Origin of the sequence: Streptomyces sp. R11 (genome assembly GCF_041051905.1) — a bacterium.
GTDB lineage: Bacteria > Actinomycetota > Actinomycetes > Streptomycetales > Streptomycetaceae > Streptomyces.
Window position 1 is genome coordinate 3022873 of sequence record NZ_CP163432.1, and the last position, 23010, is coordinate 3045882.

Here is a 23010-nt window from a genome sequence, read left to right on the forward strand (position 1 = left end):
CACCCGCTCGGTCCTGCTCGTCGTCCGTCCTGGTCGTCACGCCGACCGGCGGAACCCGATCGTCGGCACCGCCCGCCGCAGCGGCCAGGGTCTGCCCTGCTCCTGCGGCACCAGATCCGCGAGGAACGCGTACCGGCGCAGGGCCTCGGGGTCCTGCCGGTCGAGGGACTGGACCTGGCGCCACCAGGCGCCGATCTCGGCCCAGCCGGGAGCCGACAGGGAGCCGCCGAACTCCTGGACGGACAGGGCGGCGGTGAGGCCCGCGAAGGCCAGCCGGTCGGCCAGCGGCCAGTCGGCCAGGGTGCCGGCGACGAAGCCGGCCACGAACACGTCACCGGCGCCGGTCGGGTCCAGGGCCTCCACGGCGATCGCGGGGACGACCGCCGTCTCCCCGGTCCTGCTGTCCACCGCGTACGCACCCTCCGCACCGAGGGTGACCACCGCGACCGGGACGTGCTCGGTCAGGGCGTGGGCCGCCTCGCGCGGACAGTCGGCGCCGGTGTACCGCATGGCCTCCTGCGCGTTCGGCAGGAACGCCTCGCAGTGCTCCAGGTCGGCCAGCCCCGCCAGGTCCCACGCCCCCGTGTCGTCCCAGCCGACGTCGGCGAAGATCCGGGTGCCGTTGCGCGCGGCCTGCGCGATCCAGGGTGCACGCGTGCCCGGCACCAGGGAGGCCACGGCGGCCCGCGCACGGGGCGGGCAGTCCGGCGCGGGCTCCTCGGGAGGCGGCTCGTGGCCGTGGGAGACCATCGTGCGCTCCCCCTCGTACGCCATCGAGACCGTCACCGGCGAGTGCCAGCCCGGCACCGTGCGCGACGGCGAGAGGTCGATGCCCTCGCCGTGCTCCAGCGCGTCCCAGCAGTACTCGCCGTAGTGGTCGTCGCCGAAGGCGGCCGCGAGCGACGTCTTCAGGCCGAGGCGGGCCAGGGCGGTGGCCATGTTCGCCACGCCGCCGGGGCTCGACCCCATTCCGCGCGCCCAGGACTCCGTCCCGCGCACCGGGGCGGAGTCGAGGCCGGTGAAGATGATGTCGAGGAAGACCGGGCCCGTGAGATACACGTCCCACGGCGGGTCGGCGGCCGTGCGCAGGCCGACGAGGGGGTCGACCTGGGCCCGGCGATACGGCCCCCCTGCTCTGGACGACGGCCTCTGGGGCGAGGCTCCCTTTCCTGTCGGCGCGGTGGGCGTGGTCACGGTGCGCTCCCTGACGTGGTGCTGATCTGGCCAGTCTGCCCCACGTCACTGACAACGCCACCGCGATCCGGTCCGTGCCCCTACCAGCGAGGCACGGACGGCGTGACCCAGCCCGGCTCGGCGACCCGCATCGCGGCCGCGTCGTCGCGATCCCGCAGCGAGCCGTCGTCATCGAGCCACCGCCGGTGCAGCTCCGCGAGCCGGTCGCGGTCCAGTTCGACGCCCAGGCCGGGCGCGTCCGACACGGCGATCTTGCCGCCCTCGAAGGTGAGGCGCTCGGTGAGGACGTCCTCGGACTGCCAGGGGTAGTGGGAGTCGCAGGCGTGGTGGAGGTTCGGGACGGTCGATGCCACGTGGGTCATCGCGGCCAGGGAGATACCCAGATGGGTGTTGGAGTGCATGGACACCCCGACGCCGAAGGTGCGGCAGATCGCCGCCAGTTGCTGGGTGTTGCGCAGGCCGCCCCAGTAGTGGTGATCCGAGAGCACGACCTGCACGGCTTCCTTGGCGAAGGCCTCCTGGATCTCCGCGAACGCCGTCACGCACATGTTGGTCGCCAGCGGTACCCCGCTGCGCGCGGCCACCTCGGCCATACCGGCCGTACCCAGCGTCGGATCCTCCAGGTACTCAAGGACGTCCCCGAGCTCCCGCGCCACCTTCAGCGAGGTCTCCACGGCCCAGGCCCCGTTGGGGTCGAGACGCAGGGGATGCCCGGGAAAGGCGTCCGCGAGGGCCCGTACGGCGGCGATCTCCTCGTCCGGCGGGAAGACACCGCCCTTGAGCTTGAAGGAGGTGAACCCGTACCGCTCCGTGAACCTACGCGCCTGCTCGACGACCCCGGCCGGGTCGACGGCGGCGCCCCAGTCGTCCTTCTCGGCCGCGACGCCCGCCGGATGGTCGGCCCACTTGTAGAAGAGATACGCGCTGTACTCGACCGCGTCGCGCACCCTGCCGCCGAGCAGCGCGTGCACGGGCAGCCCGAGTGCCTTGCCGAGGGCGTCGAGGCAGGCGACCTCGAAGCCGGAGACGACGGACAGCCGTAGCTTGTCGGCGGTCTGGACACCGCGCAGCCCGCCCACGTCGACCTGTCCGGACACCCGGGACCGGTCGACGGCCACTTCGTCCGCGACGGCGAACAGCCCGTTGAGGTCGCTGACTTGACGGCCGATCAGTTTCTGCGCGAACGGCCGGGCGAGCTCCAGGTACTTGGTGTCGCCGTACGTCTCGCCGACCCCCGTGATCCCGTCGGCCGTCACGACCTGCACGATCAGGCGGGGCGTGTACGGCTGGTGGACGCCCTGGGTGTTCAGCAGCGGCGGGTCGGCGACCAGGATGGGCGTCAGACGGACATCGGTGATCGTGAGGTTCACAGGGCCGCTCCTACGAGGTCGAGTCCGGTGGCGAGGAGGGTGCGCAGGTCGGCCAGGTCGCCGTCCGACGGGTCGGCGAGCGGGGCGCGTACGGGGCCGACGGGGCGGCCGCGCATCCGGGCCGCCGCCTTCACCAGGGACACGGCGTATCCGGGCACCCGGTCGCGGAGTTCGACGAGGGGGACGTAGAAGTCGCGCAGCAGCTTGTCGACGGTGCCGTGCTCGCCGACCTGGAGTGCGGCGAAGAAGGCGTTCGCGATCTCGGGGGCGAAGGCGTGGACGGCGGAGGAGTAGGCCGGGACGCCGACGGCGGCGTACGCGCGGGCCTGGATCTCGGCGGTGGCGGCCCCGTTGAAGAAGAGGAAGTTCTCGGGGGCGGCGAGGGTGAGGCGCTGGAGCCGGTCGAGGTCGCTGTGGCCGTCCTTGAGGCCGATGACGTTCGGGATGCGCGCGATCCGCTGCAACGAGTCGGCGGTGAAGGCGACTTGGCCGCGCTGGTAGGCGATGAGCGGGAGGCGGGTGCGGGCCGCGATCCGTTCCAGCTGGGCGACCAGTCCGTCCTGCGGGGCGGCGACGAGGTAGTGCGGCAGGACGAGGAGGGCGTCGGCGCCGGCCTCCTCGGCGATGCGCGCGAACCGTGCGGCCTGCGCCCAGCCGTACCCGATCCCGGCGACCACCGGCACTTCTCCGCCCGCCTCCTCGGCGGCGATCGACACGACCTGCCGGTACTCGTCCTCGTCGAGCGAGAAGAACTCGCCGGTGCCGCAGGCGGGGAAGACGGCGCCGGGTTCGGTGGCGACCTGGGCGGCGACATGGGCGCGGAAGCCGTCCGGGTCCAGCGAGCCGTCCTGGTGGAAGCTCGTGAGGGGGAACGACAGCACGCCGTGCGCCATGCCGTCCCGCAGACGCCGGGTCGTGTCGGTATCGAGGCTCACCCGGTCCGTATCAAGGCTCACCTTCGTCATCTCCCCATGTAGATGTCATCCATGTATGAGAATCGAGATTAGATACGCGAACCGCGGCCGTCAATGCCGCGGCCGCTCCGAGGCGCTTCCGGGACGCTTTCGAGGCGCTTTCCGAGGCGCTCCGATTACCATCGCCCCATGTCAGAGACAGGCGGCGTCCGCGAGGTGAAGTCCGCGGCGCGCACGGTGGAGTTGCTGGAGCTCCTCGCCGCGCGCGGCGACCGTCCGGCACGCCTCCAGGAGCTGGCCGACGCACTGGACGTGCCGCGCAGCTCCATGTACGCGCTGCTGCAGACCCTGATCTCCCGCGGCTGGGTCCGCACCGACGTCACCGGCTCCCTCTACGGCATCGGCATCCACGCCCTGCTGACCGGCACCAGCTACCTCGACTCCGACCCGCGCGTGCGCGCCGTACGCCCGTATCTCGACGAGGCGTCGGAGGCGCTGGGCGAGACGATCCACATGGCGCGGCTGGACGGCCGGGACGTGGCGTATCTGGCGACGCGCGAGTCGCACGAGTACCTGCGGACGATCAGCCGGGTCGGGCGACGACTCCCCGCGCACGTCGGGGCGCTGGGAAAGGCACTGCTCGCCGAGCGCCCGGACGACGACCTCCCCGAGGGCCCGTACGAGCCCCTCACCGCCCACACCCACACCACCCGGGACTCCCTCGCCGCCGACCTCGCCGAGGTGCGGGCACGCGGCTACTCGATCGACCGCGAGGAGGGCGTCCCCGGCATCGTCGGCTTCGGCTTCGCCCTGCGCTACGACTCCCCGGCCCAGGACGCGATCAGCTGCTCGGTGCCGGTGGCACGACTGTCGGCCGGACACGAGGAGCGGATCGTCGCGGTGATGCGGGAGGTCAGGGCGAAGATCGAGGCGACGGCGCCTGCGGCGGGCGGGTCGGTGCACTGGCGTTAGCGCCGGCTCGCACGGCACCCGGCGTGAGCGGCACCGCCTCGCCGGGGGCCGCCCCCAGACCCTGCTTCGGCCCTGAACGGCCCTCGTCCTCAAACGCCGGACGGGCTGGATTTCCGGGACCGGCGCCGAGAGTGACCACCGGAGTTCGGGGTGGGGCGGCCTCGCCCTCAGACCTCGGACGGGCCGAAGAATGACTGCCCCGACGCCATCAGGAAAGCCCTCGTTTACCCGGCCCTCCCCACCCCAAACACAACGTGCGCCAGATCACACCCTCCCCGCTTCTTCTCCGAACCGTGTGCTTGATACAAATTCTCCGCGCGTTCCTGTCCGTCGACGGCCTGCGCTCCTCCCCCTCTTGAGCCGCTCCTTTCGCATGCCCTGGGAACGCCCGTGTTCGCCCCTCGCACCACTCCCTGGCCCCTCGTCGCCCTTTTCACGGCCGGGTACCTCGCTCCGTATCTGCTGCCGACGGTCGTCGGCAGGCTCGACTCCGGTCTTGCGCTGTCCCCCACCCAGGCCGGCGCCGTCGGCAGCGCGCTGCTGCTGAGTTCGGCGTCGGCGGGCTTCCTGCTGGCCTCCCGCGTCGAGCGGATCGGGGCGCGCAGGCTGGCCCGTATCGGCCTCACGCTCGCCGTCCTCGGCTACGGCGTGGCCGCGCTCGCGCCTGCCGTACCGTCCGTCGTCCTGGGCGTCCTGATCGGCGGCTTCGGATCCGGCACGGCCACCGCGGTCGCCGCCACCCGCATCGCCGCCCAGCCGGACCCGCACCGGGCCACCACGCTCGGCCTCCTCGGCGTCTCCGCCCTCGCGGGCGGCGTCTATCTGACGGTGCCGCACCTCGGTCCGGGCCACGGCCAGCCGCTGGCCGCGATCGCGCTCACCGCGCTGGCCGCATGGCCACTGACGGGCCGGCTCCCGGCCGCCACGGCCACCTCGCACCAGTCCGGCTGGGACGGCTCCGGCCTCCCCCACCTGCGCCGCGGCCTGACCCTCGCCGCCTGCATGCTGTGCTGGTCGCTCGCCCAGAACTCCCTCTGGGGCGTCAGCGGCCGAATAGGCCTGACGCAGGCCCAGTTGACCGAGACCACCGTCGGCGCGGTGTTCGCCGTCGGGCTCGGCGCGGGCCTGCTGGGCGTGACCGGGGCGGGCGCGCTCGGCCCGCGCCTCGGCAAGGCGCTGCCCATCGGCGCGGGTACGGCACTCATCGCGGCGTGCATCGCGCTCAGCGCGTCCGCCACCGACCTGACGGCCTTCGCGACCGGCGAGATCGCCTGGAACACCTTCTACCCGATCGTCCTGTCGTACCTCATCGGCCTCGCCGCCTCCCTCGACACCCGCGGCCGCTGGGCCGTCCTCGTCGGCTCGGCGTCGTCGCTGGGTACGGCGGCGGGACCGCTGACCGGGAGCGTCCTGTCGGCACAGGCCGGGTTCCCGGTCATGGGCGCGGTCCTCGCGGTCGGACTGCTGATCGTCGCCGTACCGATGACGGCGGTGGCACTGGGCCTGCGGAGCCGGCGGACGGTCGAGGTCGTGGAGCACGTCGAGATCGTCGAGGTCGTCGAGATCCCCCTGGACACCGCCAAGGCCGGCCCGGCAGCGCCCGATCGCCTCACCGCGGCCACATAGCCTCGGTGGCTACCCGAACTCGTAGGCCTCGACCTCGGCCAGGTACCGCGCCCGCAGCTCCTCGTCGTCCTCCAGGAAGGAGGCGAGGAACGAGTTGCGGGCGAGCTCCCGGAGCCGTTCGTCGGTGAGGCCGAGGGTCTGGCGTACGGCGTCGAAGTTGTCGCCGGCGTACCCGCCGAAGTAGGCCGGGTCGTCGGAGTTGACCGTGCAGTGGAGCCCGGCGTCGAGCATGGCGGGCAGCGGGTGGTCGGCGAGGACGTCGACGGTGCGCAACCGCACGTTCGACAGCGGACACAGCGTCAGCGGCACCCGCTCCCGCACCAGCCGCTCGACCAGCGCCGGGTCCTCCATGCACCGCAGCCCGTGGTCGACGCGCTCCACGCCGAGGACGTCGAGGGCCTCGGTGATGTAGGCGGGCGGGCCTTCCTCGCCGGCGTGCGCGACGCGCCGCAGACCGAGCGCGGCGGCGGCCTCGTAGACCTCGCGGAACTTCACCGGCGGGTGGCCGACCTCGGCCGAGTCGAGGCCCACGCCGGTGATCCGGTCGAGATACGGCTCGGCGGCCCGGAGCGTGTCCATGGCCGACTCGGCGGGGTCGTCGCGCAGGAAGCACATGATCAGCCGGGTGGAGACCCCGTGGTTCGCCTCGCTGCTCCCCAGCGCCCGCCACAGCCCCTCGACGACCGTGCCCAGCTCCAGGCCCCGCTTGGTGTGCGCCTGCGGGTCGAAGAAGATCTCCGCGTGCCGCACGCCCTGTGCGGCGGCGCGGGCGAGGTAGGCGTTCGCGAGGTCCTCGAAGTCCCGCTCGGTGCGCAGGACGGCCATGAGCTCGTAGTACAGGTTCAGAAAGGACTGGAGGTCCTCGAACTGATAGGCCTTGCGGATCTCGTCGGTGTCCAGGTACGGCAGCTCGACGCGGTTGCGTGCGGCCAGTTCGAAGGCGAGCTCGGGTTCGAGGGTGCCTTCGATGTGGAGGTGCAGTTCAGCTTTGGGGAGGGGCATCGAAGCATCGTACGGCGGTGTTATCGCCGTTTCGGAAGGGGCACCCGCAGCAGGTCGTGCGCGACGGTCAGCTCCCCCTCGAACCCGGCGGCCCGCGCCTGCCGCTCGAACTCGTCCGGCTCGGAGTAGCGCTGGCTGAAGTGGGTGAGCACGAGGTGCCGCACGCCGCAGTCGAGCGCGACCCGAGCGGCCTGGCCGGCGGTCAGGTGGCCGTGCTCGACCGCGAGTTGCACGTCCTCGTCCAGGAAGGTGGACTCGATGACGAGCATGTCGCAGCCGTCGGCGAGGGTGTACACGCCGTCACACAGCCGTGTGTCCATGACGAAGGCGAACCGCTGCCCGCGCCGGACCTCACTCACGTCGTCGAGCGAGATCCCGTCCAGCACCCCTTCCCGCTGGATCCGTCCGACGTCCGGCCCCTTGATGCCGTGCGCGGCGAGCCGTTCGGGCAGCATGCGGCGGCCGTCGGGCTCGACGAGGCGGTAGCCGTACGACTCGACGGGGTGCGAGAGCCGCACGGCCTCCAGATTGTGGCCGCCGGTGGCGGCGATGACGCCGTCCTCGCTGATCGGGGCCTCGGCGATCTCGACGGTCTCGCGGTAGGCGGTGGCGTACCGCAGCCGGTCGAAGAAGCGCTGCCCGGAACGCGGGTAGTGGGCGGTCACGGGATGCGGAACCTTGTCGAGGTTGATCCGCTGGATGACCCCGGCCAGTCCCAGCGAGTGGTCCCCGTGGAAGTGGGTGACGCAGATCCGGTTCAGGTCGTGCGCGGCCACCCCGGCCCGCAGCATCTGCCGCTGCGTGCCCTCGCCGGGATCGAACAGGATTCCCTGGCCGTCCCACCGCAGCAGATAACCGTTGTGGTTCCGGTGCCGGGTGGGGACCTGGCTCGCGGTGCCGAGGACCACCAATTCACGTACGGACACGGCTGCTACGACCTATCCGGGGGGCCACTGCATGCCGCGGCCGCCGAGGACGTGGGCGTGCGCGTGCCAGACCGTCTGGCCGGCTCCGGCGCCGGTGTTGAAGACGACCCGGTAGCTCTCCAGCTTGTCCTCGTCGGCGACGGCCTGGGCCTCCCGCAGAACGTCCGCGGCAAGGGCCGGTTCGGCGGTGGCGAGGGCGGCGGCGTCCTTGTAGTGCGCCTTGGGAATGACCAGGACGTGGGTAGGCGCCTGGGGGTTGATGTCCCGGAACGCGACGGTCGTCTCCGTCTCCCGGACGATCGTCGCCGGCACGTGCCCCTCGACAATCTTGCAGAACAGACAGTCGTCCTGCGGCTCGCCTGCCATGAGGGTTCCCTCCGGGAGTTGGGCGCGTCTTTACGGGGGGCATCGTATCGTCGTCGGCCGCGAGTGATCGGTTTCCGGTCACCGGAGTTGCTTCTCGGTGACGACCGCGGAGGAGCACAGGGGCGTCGCGGTGGCGAGGCTGCCCCAGAGTGCGGCCGGGCCGTGAGGTGCGAGCGCGGTGATGACGGCCGGGGAGACGGCGAGGCCGAAGCCCGTGGAGAGCTCGAAGCGGGCGAGGGAGCGCGGCACCGCCTGCCGCAGGTCGGCAGCGCCTGCGGTCGGCCTCAGCTCGGCAGCGCCGGCGGTGTCTTCGCCGGCCGTTCCTCCAGCCCCGCCAGCGCGATCCGGATCGCCTCGTCCAGCTGGGCGTCCCGCCCCGCCGCCCAGTCCTGCGGGCGCTGGAGCACCTCCACGTCCGGGTCGACGCCGTGGTTCTCCACGTCCCAGCCGTAGCCCTCCAGCCAGATGGCGTACTTCGGCTGGGTGATCAGCGTGCCGTCGACCAGGCGGTAGCGGCTGTCGATGCCGATGACGCCGCCCCACGTCCGCGTGCCCACCACCGGGCCGAGCCCCAGCGCCTTGATGGCCGCGTTCACGATGTCCCCGTCGGAGCCGGAGAACTCGTTCGCCACCGCCACGACGGGTCCGCGCGGGGCGTCCGCGGGGTAGCTGTACGGCCGCATCCCGCGCGGCAGTTCCCAGCCCACGATCCGCCGGGCCAGCTTCTCGACGACGAGCTGCGAGGTGTGCCCGCCGCCGTTCTCCCGCACGTCCACGACGAGCCCTTCGCGTGCCACCTCGACGCGCAGGTCACGGTGGATCTGGGCCCACCCGGGCGCCTGCATGTCCGGCACATGGAGGTAGCCCAGCCTGCCGCCGGACTTCTCGTGGACGTACGCCCGCCGGTCCGCCACCCACGCGTGGTACCGCAGGGGCTGCTCGTCCGCGATCGGGACCACGACGGCATGCCGTACCTCTCCGCCCCCGGCCGGCGAGATCGTCAGCTCCACCGCCTTGCCCGCCGTGCCGACGAGCAGCGGTCCGGGCCCGGTCACCGGGTCCACCGGCGCCCCGGCCACGGCCACGATCGCGTCCCCGGCGCGCACGGCGACCCCGGGCGCGGCCAGCGGGGCCCGCGCGTCGGGGTCGGAGGTCTCCGAGGGCAGGATCCGGTCGATCCGCCAACTCCCGTCCGCGTGGCGGGAGATGTCGGCGCCCAGCAGGCCCTGCCGGGCCCCGCTGCCGTACCCGCCGCGCGGGGCGACGTAGGCGTGCGAGGTGCCCAGCTCGCCCTGCACCTCCCACAGCAGGTCCATCAGGTCGTCGTGGGTGGCCACCCGGTCGAGCAGCGGGCGGTAGCGGTCCAGCACCCCGGACCAGTCCACCCCGCTCATGTCCGGCCGCCAGAAGTGGTCCCGCATGATGCGGCCGGTCTCCTCGAACATCTGCCGCCACTCGGCCGACGGGTCGACCGTCTGCCGTACGCGGCTCAGGTCCACGGTGATGTTCGTGTCGCTGTCGTCGTCGCCGGAGGCCCGCCGGTCGCTCGGTACGACCTTCAAGCGGTCGCCCGTCCATAGCAGCACCCGCTTGCCGTCGCCGCTGACCTCGAAGTCGTCGGCGTCGTCGGCGAGATGCTCGACGCGCCGCTGGAGGAGGTCGTAGCGCTCCAGCTCGGTCTTGGGCTCGGGGTCGTCCGGCGTGGCCCGGGAGGCACCCAGGGCACCGCGCACGGGGTGCCGCAGCCACAGCACGCCGTCCCTGGCGGTCCGCAGAGTGCTGTAGCGGGCCGCCTCGACCGGGAACGGCACGATCCGGTCGGCGAGTCCTTCGAGGTCGATGCGCGTGGTCGGGATGCCCTCGCTGTCGGGTGTCTCGTCCTTGTCGGGGGCGTCGAAGGGGCGGCCGTGCCGCTGCGGGCCGAACGGGGACGGGGTGGTCGCGGCGAGGGTGATCAGGTGCGGGCGCGAGCCGACCACGAACGCGAGGTCGAAGACGTGCTCGTCGTAGACCGGATCGAAGGCCCGCGTCGACAGGAACACCAGGTGCTTGCCGTCCTGCGTGAACGCCGGCGCGTAGTCCTGGAAGCGCAGCGGGGTCGCCTCGGACACCGACAGGTCGGTGGTGTTGGCGAGCTTGAGCTGGGACAGCGGGCGCGGGCCCGGGTGCGACCAGGCGAGCCAGGCCGAGTCGGGCGAGAAGACCAGCCCGGAGACGTCCCCGTCCGCGCTGCGGTCCACCTCGCGCACCTCGCCGGTCTCCCGCTCGACGAACAGCACGCGGCCGTCGTGCGCGGCGACCGCTGCCCGGCTCCCGTCGGGCGCCATGGCGAGTTCCAGGACGCGGCCCAGTTGCCCGCCGCCGAGCCTGCGCGGGGTGGATCCCGGCGCGAGCCCGGTCGCGGGCGCGAACTCCAGCGCGTCGTCGCCCTCCGCGTCCGTCACCCACACCACCCACTCCTCGCCCTCCGTGCGGAAGGTGCGCGGCAGCCGGGCGCGTACCCCCGGCTCGGCGGCGAGCGCCCGGGCGGGGCCGGAGCGGTGGGTGACCCAGTGCACGGCACCCCGCACGGAGACCGCGCTGCCGCGCGCGGTGTGGTCGGGCGCCGCCTCCCCGAACGCGCGGGCGGCGTTCAACGGGTACGTCTGCCGGTCGGTGCGCTGCCCGCCGAGCCGGATGTCGAGCCGGCGCGGCTCGGCGCCGTCGAGGTCGTCCAGGACCCACAGTTCACCGGCGGAGGTGTAGACGACCCGGGTGCCGTCGCTCGCGGCGTGCCGGGCGTAGAAGCCGTCGACGGGGGTGTGCCGTCGCAGGTCGGCCCCGTCGGCGAGGGACGAGTACACGGCCCCCACGCCCTCGTGGTCGGAGAGGAAGGCAACACGATCCCCCACCCACATCGGGTACTCGATGTTCCCGTCCAGCTCCTCATGCAGCCGTACGAAGTCCCCGTCACCCTCGAGCCCGATCCACAACTTTCCCGCCGTACCGCCCCGGTAGCGCTTCCACCGGGCCGCCTCCAGCCCCATGGGCGCGGACGCGAGCAGCATCCGAGGCCCGTGGACGACATCGGCGACGGGGCCGTACGGCAGGGTGGTCGCCGGTCCGCCGTCGAGCGGGACCGTGTGGGCCCAGGTGCGGCGGCTGCCCGCCTGGCCCTGGGTGCTGATCGCGAGGACCTGGCCGTCGGGGGTCCAGCCGCGCACCCGGGTCTGCCCGCTGCCCCAGTGGGTGAGGCGCCTGGAGGGGCCGCCGTCGACCGGCGCGATGTGCACCTCGGGGGCGCCGTCGCGGGTGGAGGTCCAGGCGACGGTCGTACCGTCGGGCGAGATGCGCGGCAGGGAGACCGGCACGTTGTCGGCGCTGACCCGCCAGGCCCGGCCGCCGTCGAGGGGGGCGAGCCATACGTCGTCCTCGGCGGTGAAGGCGACCAGGTCGCCGTGCAGATGCGGATACCGCAGATACGACGGCGAGGGGACGGGGGCCGAAGGCGGAGCAGGCGTCGCGGGCTGTGTCACCCGATCACCCTAGGCAAGCGCGGCGCCCGCGAACAGGCCTTTGGATCACTTGCCGCAACTCCCGCCGGGAGGCGGTCACTTGCCCTCCGGCCAGCAGTTCGGATGCTGCTTGCAGTAGACGGTCTTGGTGACCGTCACCGTGACGGTGGGGCCGGGCTGCTGGCCGCCCCCGGACGGGCTGACGGGCGAGGGCGTGGCGTCGCAGTCGCCCAGCCCGTTCACGTGGAACCACTCCTTGCCGTCGATCTTGGCGACGAGGTCCCCGCGCACACAGGAACCGCTGACGGCCCGGGTGATCCGGCCGGTGACGACGATGTCCTTGCCGTCCTTGGTCTCACCCTCGCAGTCGACCTTGACGACGGTGTTCTCACTGGCGGTCGGCGAACTGCCGTTGCCCCTGTCGTCGTACGAGCCCGTGCAGTTGAGCCACTGCACGTCGGCCTTCTGCCGCTCCAGCTCCTCGGTCACGGTCTGATCGGTCGTGAACGCCACGGTCGCCGAGCTCAGCCCACCCGGATCACAGCCGACCACCGAGCCGACGGCGACGACCGCGAGCCCCGCGACGGCGGCCATCCGCGCACGACGCCCGGCACGCCGGTCGACGCGAGACCGAACCCTCCTGAATGCCCCCATGGGACCGCAGCCTGCCACTGTCCCGGCCGCCGCGGTAGAGCGCATACGGCCACTCCCTGCTCGCGCAGTTCACGCCGGGAGGCGGTCGACCTCAGGTGCGCAGCAGCAGCCACTCCTGAAGTTCCACCAGGTTCCCCTCCGGGTCCTTGAGGTGGGCGACGCGCATGCGGTCGGTCAGCGGGGTGGGATCGTGGAGGAGGGTCGCGCCGCGTTCGGTGATCTGTGCGCAGTAGGTGTCCAGATCGTCGACGCGCAGGACCACCAGTGAGCGATGCCCCCTGGCCTCGTCGCCGAGTTCGCCCAGGACCTCGGCCATCATCGCCCGGTCCTGGAGGGCGATGCCCGCCGAACCGGTGGCGGGGCTGAACTTCTCGTAGGGCCCGTTCGCCGCGCCCGACTGCGGCTTGAGGCCGAGGACGTCGGCGTAGAAGCGGTAGCAGGCGGCGAAGTCGCCGACCAGGAGCCGTACTTGGGCGAGTTCCACGGCGGACGTCCCTCCTGGTCAGGCCCAGCGGCCGGTGCGGCCGAGGAGCAGTGCCGTCGCCGCGGTTCCGGCGGTGGAGGTGCGCAGGACGGTACGGCCCAGACGGTACGCCTTCGCGCCCGCCTCCTCGAAGAGGGCGAGTTCCTCGGGGGCCACGCCGCCCTCGGGGCCGACGACGAGCACGATCTCGCCCTCGGCGGGCAGTTCGGCCGTCGCGAGCGGCTCACTGCCGTAGTCGCGCTCCTCGTGCAGTACGGCGGCGAAGGCGGCGTCGGCGAGCAGCGCCGCGACCTGCTTGGTCGTCGCCGCCTCCGCGACCTCCGGGAAGCGCACCCGGCGCGACTGCTTGCCGGCCTCCCGGGCGGTGGCCCGCCACTTCCCGAGAGCCTTCGCGCCCCGCTCGCCCTTCCACTGCGTGATGCACCGGGCGGCCGCCCACGGCACGATCGCGTCGACGCCGGTCTCGGTCATGGTCTCGACCGCCAGTTCACCGCGGTCGCCCTTGGGGAGGGCCTGGACGACGGTGATACGAGGCTGTACCACCGGCTCCTCGGCCACCGCACCCACGCCCACGACCAGCCGGTCCTTGCCCTCGGCCGCCTTGACGACACCCTCGACCCAGCGCCCGAGCCCGTCGGTGAGGACGACCTCCTCGCCGGCCCGCAGCCGCTTCACCGAGACGGCGTGCCGCCCTTCGGGACCGTCGAGTACGTACTCGCCTCCGGAGAGGTGGCCCCGCTCCAGCGACTCGACGACGAACACCGGCGCCGTCATCCGACCGCACCCCCCTTGGGTGCCGCCGACAACGCTGTCGCCGCGGCGTCCAGCTCGGCGGCCAGCACCTCCACCAGCTGCCCGGCGGGCAGTTCGCGTGCCATACGGTGCCCCTGCCCCGCCCACAGGGCCATGCCCTGCGCGTCACCGGACGCGGCGGCCTTCTTGCGCAGGGGGGAGGTCAGGTGGTGGACCTCGGGGTAGGCGGCGGGCGCGTAGGGCCCGTGCTCGCGCATGAAGCGGTTGACCAGGCCGCGGGCGGGCCGGCCGGAGAACGCGCGCGTCAGCTCGGTCCGCACGAACAGGGGGTTGGTCAGCGCCTGCTTGTGCAGGGCGTTGGCGCCGGACTCCTGGGTGGCGAGGAAGGCGGTGCCGAGCTGGGCGGCACTGGCCCCGGCCGCGAGGGCGGCGGCGATCTGGCTGCCCCGCATGATGCCGCCGGCGGCGACGATGGGCAGGCTCACGGTCTCCCGGACCTGCGCGAGGAGGGAGAGCAGGCCGATGCCCGACCGGTCCGTCTCCGGGTTGTCGCGATGCGTCCCCTGGTGCCCGCCGGCCTCCACTCCCTGCACGATCACGGCATCGGCGCCGGCCTGCTGCACGGCGAGCGCCTCGTCCGTGGTGGTGACGGTGACGAGGGTGACGGTTCCGGCGCGGCGCAGGGACTCCAGCACATCGGGCTTCGGCACCCCGAAGTGGAACGAGACGACCGGCACCGGGTTGTCCAGCAGCACGGCCAGCTTGGCGTCGTACCCATCGTCCCGCCCGCTGTCCGGGTCTCCCAGCTCGGTCTCGTACCAGGCGGCCTCACCGGCGAGCTGATGCGCGTAGACGTCCACGGCCGCGGCGTCGGCGTACTCGGGCTGCGGCATGAAGAGGTTGACCCCGAAGGGCCGGCCCGTCAGCCCCCGCAGCTGCTTGATCTCCTGGTACATCCCGTCGGCCGTCTTGTACCCGGCGGCGAGAAACCCCAGCCCACCGGCCTCGGACACGGCAGCGGCGAGCTGCGGCACGGAGACGCCGCCCGCCATGGGGGCCTGCACGATCGGATGGGGGAAGAGATCGGTCAGCGCGGAGGACATGACGGCATGTTGTCACGTCCTCCGAACAAGTCCGAATCGGCCCTGTGCCGCGGCAATGGGCCGAGGAAAATCAGCCCGTCCGGCGTTTTGCGGACGCGGCCCGTTCAGGGCCGAACCGGGGGTCTGGGGGGCGGCAGCCCCCCAGCCACGGCAGCAACCCCACACACCGGTCAGCGCCCGTTGAACGCATCCTTCAACCGCGAGAACAACCCCTGCTGCCCCGGCTGACTGTGCCCGCCCGGGGACCGACCCCCGGACCCCCAGCAGCCCCTCGCAGCTCACGTCAGCGCCCGTTGAACGCATCCTTCAACCGCGAGAACAACCCCTGCTGCCCCGGCTGGAACTGCCCTTGCGGCCGCTCCTCGCCTCGCAGCTTGGCCAGCTCGCGCAGCAACCGCTCCTGCTCGGGGTCCAGCTTGGTCGGCGTGGTGACCTCGACATGGACGATGAGATCGCCGCGCCCGCCACCCCGCAGATGCGTCACACCGCGTCCGTGCAGCGGAATCGACTGACCGGACTGGGTGCCGGGCCGGATGTCGACCTCCTCGAGGCCGTCCAGCGTCTCCAGCGGCACCTTCGTGCCGAGGGACGCCGCGGTCATCGGGATCGTCACCGTGCAGTGCAGGTCGTCGCCGCGCCGCTGGAAGGTCGAGTGCGGCAGCTCGTGGATCTCGACGTACAGGTCACCGGCGGGACCGCCACCGGGCCCGACCTCGCCCTCGCCGGCGAGCTGGATCCGGGTGCCGTTGTCGACACCGGCCGGGATCTTGACCGTGAGCGTCCGACGGGACCGGACGCGTCCGTCGCCGGCGCACTCGGGACACGGCGTGGGAACCACCGTCCCGAATCCCTGGCACTGCGGGCAGGGCCGCGACGTCATGACCTGCCCCAGGAAGGACCGCGTCACCTGCGACACCTCACCGCGACCGCGGCACATGTCACACGTCTGAGCGGAGGTGCCGGGGGCAGCCCCCTCACCGCTGCAGGTGGTGCAGACGACGGCCGTGTCGACCTGGATGTCCTTCGTCGTGCCGAAGGCCGCCTCGTCGAGCTCGATCTCCAGCCGGATCATCGCGTCCTGGCCCCGACGGGTGCGCGAGCGCGGGCCGCGCTGGGACGCCGTACCGAAGAAGGCGTCCATGATGTCCGAGAAGTTCCCGAAGCCGCCCGCACCGAAGCCGCCGGCTCCCGCGCCGCCCGCCTGGGACAGCGGGTCGCCGCCGAGGTCGTAGACCTGCTTCTTCTGCGGGTCCGACAACACCTCGTAAGCGGCGTTGATCTCCTTGAACCGCTCCTGGGTCTTCGGATCCGGGTTGACGTCCGGGTGCAGCTCGCGCGCGAGCCGCCGGAAGGCCTTCTTGATCTCTTCCTGCGACGCGTCGCGACGCACGCCGAGAACGGCGTAGTAGTCCGTGGCCACTTACGACTCCGCCAGGATCTGTCCGACGTACCGTGCCACTGCGCGTACCGCTCCCATCGTTCCCGGGTAATCCATGCGGGTCGGTCCGACCACGCCGAGCTTGGCTACTGCCTCGCCGCCCGAACCGTAGCCGACCGACACGACAGACGTTGAGTTGAGTCCCTCGTAGGCGTTCTCGTGACCGATGCGTACGGTCATGCCCGAATCCCCTGCCTCGCCAAGGAGTTTGAGGAGCACGACATGCTCCTCGAGGGCCTCCAGGACGGGCCGGATGGTGAGGGGGAAGTCATGTCCGAAGCGGGTGAGATTGGCGGTGCCGCCGATCATCAGCCGCTCTTCGTTCTCCTCGACCAGTGTCTCCAGAAGGGTGGAGAGCACGGCCGAGACCGTGCCGCGGTCCTCCAGGTCGAAGCCCTCGGGGAGGTCCTCGACGAGCCTCGGCACATCGGTGAAGCGCCGCCCCGCGACCCGGCTGTTCAGCCGCGCGCGCAGATCAGCGAGCGAGGCCTCGCCGAAGGGCGCGGGACAGTCGATCATCCGCTGCTCGACCCGCCCGGTGTCCGTGATCAGCACGAGCATCACGCGCGCGGGTGCGAGCGAGAGCAGCTCCACATGACGGACGGTGGACCGGGTCAGCGACGGGTACTGCACGACGGCGACCTGCCGCGTGAGCTGCGCGAGCAGCCGCACGGTGCGCGCCACGACGTCGTCGAGGTCGACGGCGCCGTCGAGGAAGTTCTGGATGGCGCGCCGCTCCGGCGGGGTCATCGGCTTGACGCCGGCGAGCTTGTCGACGAACAGCCGGTAACCCTTGTCGGTCGGGATGCGCCCCGCGCTGGTGTGCGGCTGGGCGATGAAACCCTCGTCCTCCAGGGCGGCCATGTCATTGCGGACGGTCGCCGGGGAGACCCCGAGGTTGTGCCGCTCGGTCAGCGCCTTCGACCCGACCGGCTCCTCGGTCCCGACATAGTCCTGGACGATGGCGCGCAACACCTGAAGCCTGCGTTCACTCAGCAACCGCGCACACCTCCAGAAGTCGCCCCTTGACATCTCGCCTGGCACTCTGCGCTGGTGAGTGCCAACCGTCCCCGGCCAGTGTACGGCGGTGGGGTACGCCCCCGGCAAGGCCGGTCCGGCACCACCGTGCCCGACGGCGGTGTCTTGGTTAGCGTCGCCGTATGACGGTGACTTGGGAAGAGCTCGGGTGGGAACGGCTGGCGGCCGGGGTCGGCAGGTGCCGGCTTCCGGGCTGGGACTGCACCGCGGGGCTGGTCGTGGGCCGGGACACGGCGCTCGTGATCGACGCCGGGTCAAGCCTCGGGGAGGGCGTGCGGTTGCGTACGCAGGCGCAGTGGCTCGCGGGTCACCGTGTGACTCATCTCGCGCTGACCCATCCCCACTTCGATCATGTCTTCGGGGCGGCGGCGTTCGCCGGGGCGGAGGTGTACGGCCCGGTGGGCATGGACACGGTGTCCGCGCACGCGCGTGCGGAAATGCGCTCCGACGCCGTGGGCAACGGCCTGGACCCGGACGCGGCGGACGAGGCGCTCGACGCCCTGGTCCACCCCCGCCATCAGGTGAGCGGCGAGTGGACACTCGACCTGGAGGACGGCCGCCAGGTCCTGCTCGCGAACGTGGGCCCGGCCCACACGGCCCACGATCTGGTCGTCCTGGTGCCCGGCGTGGCCTCCGGCGATCGGGAGGTCGTCTTCTGCGGCGACCTGGTGGAGGAGTCCGGTGAACCCCAGGCGGGCCCCGACGCCGTACCGTCGCACTGGCCGGCCGCCCTGGACCGCCTGTTGGACCTCGGCGGCGAGGACGCGCTGTACGTGCCCGGTCACGGAGCGGTGGTGGACGCGGAGTTCGTACGGCGCCAGCGGGACGCCCTGGCGGCCCGCTTCGGCGTGTCGCCCTGATCCGCGAGACGTACCCACGGGGCTTCTCCTATCGTCATCCGAATGCGCCAGTACTCCCCGGACCTGACCCCGCCCTGGAAGAAGCCCAAGCCCGCCCCCGAGGTACCGGCGGACCCGGGCCTGGTCGTGGAGGAGCCGGGCACGGGTTTCTGCGGCGCGGTGATCCGCTGCGAGGCGGGCACGGTGACGCTGGAGGACCGATTCGGCAAGCACCGGGTGTTCCCGCTGGAGCCGCGGGGGTTCCTGCTGGAGGGCAAGGTGGTGACGCTCGTACGCCCGTCGTCCCCGGCCCCCGCACGTCCCAGCCGTACGGCGTCCGGTTCGGTCGCCGTCCCCGGCGCACGCGCGCGCGTGGCCCGCGCCGGTCGCATCTACGTGGAGGGCCGCCACGACGCCGAGCTGGTCGAGAAGGTCTGGGGCGACGACCTGCGCATCGAGGGCGTGGTCGTGGAGTACCTGGAGGGCGTCGACGACCTGCCCTCGATCGTGGCCGACTTCGCTCCGGGTCCGGATGCACGCCTGGGCGTCCTGGTGGACCACCTCGTCCCCGGCACGAAGGAGTGGCGCATCGCGGAGTCGGTGACCAGCGAACACGCGCTGGTCGTGGGCCACCCGTACATCGACATCTGGGAGGCGGTGAAGCCGTCGGCCCTGGGCATCGAGTCCTGGCCGCGCGTCCCGCACGGACAGGACTGGAAGACGGGGGTGTGCCGCGCCCTGGGGTGGCCGTCGGAGAACACCGGGGCGGTGTGGCAGGCGATCCTGAAGCGGGTGGGGTCCTACAAGGACCTGGAGCCGGAGTTGCTGGGGCGGGTGGAGGAGCTGATCGACTTCGTCACGGGTAGCGGTGGGGCCTGACGTTGGGGTAGATGCCGAACTCGCTGGTCTCCAATTCGAGTTCCAGATCCTCCAACGGAAGCGGCGCCCCGAACTTGGTGATCTGCTGCCTCTGATAGTCGGCGTTCTCCCCCTTACCGACTGGCATGGTCAGCAGTACGCAGTGCGCCATGATCGGATCCACAATGAGGTAAGCGGGTACCTCACCGGCGGCGTAGATCGACCGCTTGATCTCGTAGTCCCGCTGGATGCTGGTCTTGGAGGCGACTCGACCACCATGGTGACCAACCGGGACGGCAGCAGACGGCCTGAGTCCGGGGCAACACCCCGTTCCAACACGACCAAGTCCGGAATCGGCTCGCTGGTCTCATCGATGATGTCCACGTCTGTCACCTGAAGTCGTTCCCAGCGCTTACGCGGGAGCTGGTCCACCACGTCGGCCACGATCCGGTTGCGCACCAGATCGGGAGTGGCCGTCATCACGATTTCCCCCCGGAGAAGCTCGGCCTTGATGCCCTCGGGAGGCTCGAACTCCTCGAAGAACTTGGCAATCCCACGCTCGTCCACGGGGGTCATCTCCGTGGCCTCCACATCCGCCGCGTCCTGCCGGCGGCAGCCTACGAACCAGGTTAGGGACCGAACCGGCGTTCCGGGGTGATCCACTCGCCCGAGTGATCAGTCCACCAAATCCCTGACCACCGCGTCCGCCAGCAAACGCCCCCGCAAGGTCAGCACCGCACGCCCGTCCTCGTACGGCCCCTCCTGAAGCAGCCCCTCCGCCAGCGCCCGGCGAGAAGCCGCAAGCCCGTCCTGCCTCAGCAGCCCCAGCGGCACCCCTTCCAGCAGCCGCAGCTCCAGCAGGATCCGCTCGACCCTCCTGTCCTCCTCGGACAGCAGCTCGCGCCCGGCCCCCGGCGAGCGGCCCGCCGCCAGTGCCGCCGCGTACGCGCCCGGATGCTTCACGTTCCACCAGCGGACCCCGCCCACGTGCGAGTGGGCACCCGGCCCCGCGCCCCACCAGTCGGCGCCCCGCCAGTACAGCTCGTTGTGCAGGCAGCGGCCCGCCTCCGAGGTCGCCCAGTTGGAGACCTCGTACCAGTCGAAGCCCGCCTGCGACAGCACCGACTCCGCGATCAGGTACCGGTCCGCGTGGACGTCGTCGTCCGTCATCGGGACCTCGCCCCGGCGGATGCGGCGGGCCAGCTGGGTGCCCTCCTCGACGATCAGCGCGTAGGCGGACACGTGGTCCGGGCCGGCGCCGATCGCCGCCTCCAGCGAGGCCCGCCAGTCGTCGTCCGACTCGCCCGGTGTGCCGTAGATCAGGTCCAGGTTGACGTGTTCGAAGCCCGCCGCGCGGGCCTCCGCGACGCACGCCTCGGGGCGGCCCGGGGTGTGGGTGCGGTCCAGGACCTTCAGCACGTGCTGCTTCGCGCTCTGCATGCCGAAGGAGAGCCGGTTGAAGCCGCCCTCGCGCAGGGTGGCCAGATACGCCGGGTCCACCGACTCCGGATTCGCCTCCGTCGTGATCTCCGCGTCCGGTGCCAGCCCGAACTCGTCGCGGATCGCCCCCAGCATCCGTACGAGATCGTCGGCGGCCAGCAGCGTGGGCGTACCGCCGCCGACGAAGACCGTGCGGACCTCGCGCGGGTCGTCGCCGAGGACCTTGCGGGCGAGGCGGATCTCGTCGACGAGGGTCTCGGCGTAGTTGTCGCGGGACGCCAGCACTCCGCCCGTGCCGCGCAGCTCGGTCGCCGTGTAGGTGTTGAAGTCGCAGTAGCCGCAGCGGGTCGCGCAGTACGGGACGTGCAGGTAGAAGCCGAGGGGGCGGTCGGCGGACCCGGCGAGGGCGGACGCGGGGAGCGTGCCGTCGTCGGGGACGGGCTCGCCGTCGGGGAGTGCGGAAGGCATGGGTTCTATTGTCCAGCACGCGCGCGTGCCCGCCGGAACCCGGGAGAACCGCTACTCGGCCTGGAGCACCAGCAGCGCCAGGTCGTCCTCCGGCGGACGGCCGCTGAACTCGTGCACGAGCCTGCGGATCCGTTCCGCGATCAGTTCGGCGTTCAGCCCCGCGCACCCGGCGAGCGCGGTCGCGAGGCCGTCGCCGTCGTCGAACTGGCGGGTGCCGCTGCGCCGCTCCGTCACCCCGTCGGTGACGCAGAGCAGGGTGTCCCCGGAGCGCAGTTCGAAGGTCTCGCTGGTGTACGTGGCGTCCTCGACGACCCCGAGGATGGTCTGCGGGTGCGCGGCGGTGTGGACCTCGCCGCCGGCGCCCAGCAGCAGCGGCAGCGGGTGTCCGGCGGAGGCGAGGGTGCAGCGGATACCGCCGTCGAAGGGGGTGAGCTCGCCGTAGAGGAGGGACAGGAAGCGGGTCTGCGGGCCGTCGCCGGGCGCCACCGGGACCGGCCCGACGAGGGCGCGCGCGGCGGCGTCGGCGGCCTCCGTGGCGTCGTCGAGGAGGAGTTGGTTGAGGCGGTCGAGGACGTCGGCGACCCGGTAGCCCTCCCGGGCGAGGAGCCGCAGCCAGGGGCGGGCGATGCCGATCACCACGGCCGCCTCGGGGCCCTTGCCCTGGACGTCCCCGATGGCGAAGCACCAGCGGCCGTCGCCGGCCGGGAACAGGTCGTAGAAGTCGCCGCTCGGGCCGCCCTTGTCGCACGGCTCGTACACCAGCGCGCTGGCCACGCCGGGGATCTCCGCGACGGCGCCGGGCAGCAGTCCGCGCTGCAGGACCCGGCTGATGGTGGCCTGCCGGGCGTACTGGCGGGCCGCGCCGATGGCGAGGGCCACCCGGCGGCTGAGGTCCTCGACGAGACCGGTGACCTCGTCGGGGAAGCGCATGAGGTCGGCCCGCCCGATGACCAGCGTGCCCAGCGGGCGGCCCCCGGCGATCAGGCGGTACGCGAGCGCCGTGCCGCGCACCCCGCGCGCGCCGAGCGCCGCACCGGGCCAGGGGTAGTCGACCGGGCCGGTGCGGTGGTTGTCGGCCGGGAGCGGCGGCTCCTTCTCCAGGACCTGGCGCAGTTCCTCGATGAGGTTCTCGGAGCCGTGCCAGACGCGGGCCAGCCGCGGCCCGGTCCCGGCAGCGCCCTCCGCCGCCCAGCCCGCCCCGCCCCCGGCCTCACCCGATCGTGGGTATCCCCAGCGCCCGGCGATCTCGTCCTCCAGCCACACCGCGCACCAGTCCGCCAGTCGCGGCACGATCAGCTGGCCGGCGAGCGCGGCGACCAGGTTCTCGTCGAGCTGCCCGGCGAGCAGGTCGGAGGCCTCGGCGAGGAAGGACAGGGCACCGCGGTTGAGCCAGTCCCTCTCCCGCTCGGCGCGATGGGGTTCGGGGGCGAGGATCTCGGCTACGCGCAGCCCGCGCTCCAGCGCGCGCTCCTCGGCGTACGCCTCGACGTCGTCCTTGGCCGCCACGGGGTCCTCGGCGGGCAGCCGCGCCCACACGGTCTTGGCGCCGGTGCGATAGGTGACGCCCCAGGACTCGGCGAGCCGGGACACCAGCCGCAGGCCGCGCCCGTATTCCGGTGTCTCGTACGGCGCCTCGACCTCACCGTCGCGCGGGGCGCGCGAGGGGTGGTGGTCCAGGACCTCGACGAGGAGGGCGCCGGTGTCCTCCAGTCGGCAGGTGAGCTCCAGATCGGTGCCGGCGTGCACGACGGCGTTGGTGACCAGCTCGCTGACGGCCACGACGGCGTCGTCGACGAGACGGGCGCTGAGGTGCTCGGTGCCGGGGAGTCCGGAGGCGGCCCATTCGGTGAGGGCGTTGCGCACGAGGGTGCGGGCGGAGCCCGGGGAGATCGGACTGCCGGGAAGGATGGCGCGGGTTTCCGCGCCCACGCTCTCCGGCGCAGGCGCATCAGAGGCACGGGAAACGGTCTCCCGTTGCGCCGGAATGGCCCCCATGGACAGCTCCCCGAACGGTTCGGACGAATAGGCCTCAGTCGACGCCGACAGAGTGACAGACTGACCACGCCCATAA

At 72.3% G+C, this 23010-nt stretch carries 19 protein-coding genes and 2 pseudogenes; 4 read left to right on the forward strand and 17 right to left on the reverse strand.

Going from position 1 to position 23010, the window contains the following annotated elements; translation table 11 throughout:
• Positions 1-36: 36 nt before the first annotated feature.
• From AB5J55_RS13765 to AB5J55_RS13775, 3 genes are all read right to left on the reverse strand, one after another.
• Complete coding sequence (locus AB5J55_RS13765) at positions 37-1194, reverse strand: carbohydrate kinase family protein (RefSeq protein WP_369270960.1); 1158 nt, start codon at positions 1192-1194, stop codon at positions 37-39.
• Positions 1195-1274: 80 nt separating this feature from the next.
• Positions 1275-2564: a glucarate dehydratase family protein gene (locus tag AB5J55_RS13770; RefSeq protein ID WP_369270961.1), complete on the reverse strand. Its 1290-nt coding sequence runs from the start codon at positions 2562-2564 to the stop codon at positions 1275-1277.
• Positions 2561-3457, reverse strand: coding sequence for a 5-dehydro-4-deoxyglucarate dehydratase (locus AB5J55_RS13775; RefSeq protein ID WP_369276178.1), 897 nt, complete (start codon positions 3455-3457; stop codon positions 2561-2563). Before AB5J55_RS13775 ends, AB5J55_RS13770 begins: the two co-directional genes overlap by 4 nt.
• A 210-nt stretch (positions 3458-3667) precedes the next feature.
• Here AB5J55_RS13775 and AB5J55_RS13780 point away from each other — a divergent pair, with 210 nt between their 5' ends.
• Together AB5J55_RS13780 and AB5J55_RS13785 are read left to right on the forward strand one after the other, a co-directional pair.
• Positions 3668-4450: an IclR family transcriptional regulator gene (locus AB5J55_RS13780; protein WP_369270962.1), complete on the forward strand. Its 783-nt coding sequence runs from the start codon at positions 3668-3670 to the stop codon at positions 4448-4450.
• Positions 4451-4840: 390 nt separating this feature from the next.
• Positions 4841-6076: an MFS transporter gene (locus tag AB5J55_RS13785; protein ID WP_369270963.1), complete on the forward strand. Its 1236-nt coding sequence runs from the start codon at positions 4841-4843 to the stop codon at positions 6074-6076.
• A gap of 9 nt (positions 6077-6085) precedes the next feature.
• Here the strand turns inward: AB5J55_RS13785 and AB5J55_RS13790 are convergent, their stop codons facing one another.
• The 11 genes and pseudogenes from AB5J55_RS13790 to hrcA all read right to left on the reverse strand — a co-directional run bounded on the left by AB5J55_RS13790 (position 6086) and on the right by hrcA (position 17295).
• Positions 6086-7078, reverse strand: coding sequence for an adenosine deaminase (locus tag AB5J55_RS13790; RefSeq protein ID WP_369270964.1), 993 nt, complete (start codon positions 7076-7078; stop codon positions 6086-6088).
• A 20-nt stretch (positions 7079-7098) separates the two neighbouring features.
• A complete protein-coding gene (locus tag AB5J55_RS13795) occupies positions 7099-8004 on the reverse strand; it encodes a ribonuclease Z (RefSeq protein ID WP_369270965.1) in 906 nt (301 codons plus the stop codon).
• A gap of 12 nt (positions 8005-8016) precedes the next feature.
• Complete coding sequence (locus AB5J55_RS13800; protein ID WP_369270966.1) at positions 8017-8370, reverse strand: histidine triad nucleotide-binding protein; 354 nt, start codon at positions 8368-8370, stop codon at positions 8017-8019.
• A 78-nt stretch (positions 8371-8448) separates the two neighbouring features.
• Positions 8449-8619: pseudogene (locus AB5J55_RS13805) on the reverse strand (MFS transporter); the annotation flags it as partial.
• 35 nt (positions 8620-8654) lie between these two features.
• Positions 8655-11885 carry a S41 family peptidase gene (locus tag AB5J55_RS13810; RefSeq protein WP_369270967.1) on the reverse strand — a complete coding sequence of 1077 codons (3231 nt, stop codon included), beginning with the start codon at positions 11883-11885 and terminating at the stop codon, positions 8655-8657.
• 75 nt (positions 11886-11960) lie between these two features.
• Positions 11961-12458, reverse strand: a complete 498-nt coding sequence (locus AB5J55_RS13815) for a hypothetical protein (RefSeq protein ID WP_369270968.1) — start codon at positions 12456-12458, stop codon at positions 11961-11963.
• A gap of 151 nt (positions 12459-12609) precedes the next feature.
• Positions 12610-13002, reverse strand: coding sequence for a VOC family protein (locus AB5J55_RS13820; RefSeq protein ID WP_369270969.1), 393 nt, complete (start codon positions 13000-13002; stop codon positions 12610-12612).
• An 18-nt stretch (positions 13003-13020) separates the two neighbouring features.
• Positions 13021-13776 (reverse strand): 16S rRNA (uracil(1498)-N(3))-methyltransferase, encoded by a 756-nt coding sequence (locus AB5J55_RS13825; protein WP_369270970.1) that lies wholly within the window; start codon positions 13774-13776, stop codon positions 13021-13023.
• Positions 13773-14858: a nitronate monooxygenase gene (locus AB5J55_RS13830; protein ID WP_369270971.1), complete on the reverse strand. Its 1086-nt coding sequence runs from the start codon at positions 14856-14858 to the stop codon at positions 13773-13775. The genes AB5J55_RS13825 and AB5J55_RS13830 overlap by 4 nt, the downstream gene beginning before the upstream one ends.
• Before the next feature lie 283 nt (positions 14859-15141).
• Positions 15142-16278 (reverse strand): molecular chaperone DnaJ, encoded by a 1137-nt coding sequence (dnaJ, locus tag AB5J55_RS13835; protein ID WP_369270972.1) that lies wholly within the window; start codon positions 16276-16278, stop codon positions 15142-15144.
• A complete protein-coding gene (gene hrcA, locus AB5J55_RS13840; protein ID WP_369270973.1) occupies positions 16279-17295 on the reverse strand; it encodes a heat-inducible transcriptional repressor HrcA in 1017 nt (338 codons plus the stop codon). It lies immediately after the preceding gene.
• Between the two features lie 161 nt (positions 17296-17456).
• Here hrcA and AB5J55_RS13845 point away from each other — a divergent pair, with 161 nt between their 5' ends.
• On the forward strand, positions 17457-18194 hold the full coding sequence (locus tag AB5J55_RS13845; protein WP_369270974.1) for an MBL fold metallo-hydrolase: 738 nt from the start codon (positions 17457-17459) through the stop codon (positions 18192-18194).
• Between the two features lie 42 nt (positions 18195-18236).
• Positions 18237-19052, forward strand: coding sequence for a DUF3097 domain-containing protein (locus AB5J55_RS13850; protein WP_369270975.1), 816 nt, complete (start codon positions 18237-18239; stop codon positions 19050-19052).
• Here the strand turns inward: AB5J55_RS13850 and AB5J55_RS13855 are convergent.
• The 3 genes and pseudogenes from AB5J55_RS13855 to AB5J55_RS13865 form a co-directional block, all read right to left on the reverse strand.
• Positions 19030-19607 (reverse strand): annotated as a pseudogene (locus AB5J55_RS13855) (Uma2 family endonuclease). The gene AB5J55_RS13850 and the pseudogene AB5J55_RS13855 sit on opposite strands and share 23 nt — an antisense overlap.
• Before the next feature lie 99 nt (positions 19608-19706).
• Complete coding sequence (hemW, locus tag AB5J55_RS13860; RefSeq protein ID WP_369270976.1) at positions 19707-20939, reverse strand: radical SAM family heme chaperone HemW; 1233 nt, start codon at positions 20937-20939, stop codon at positions 19707-19709.
• A gap of 51 nt (positions 20940-20990) precedes the next feature.
• On the reverse strand, positions 20991-22934 hold the full coding sequence (locus AB5J55_RS13865; RefSeq protein WP_369270977.1) for a SpoIIE family protein phosphatase: 1944 nt from the start codon (positions 22932-22934) through the stop codon (positions 20991-20993).
• Positions 22935-23010 lie beyond the last annotated feature (76 nt).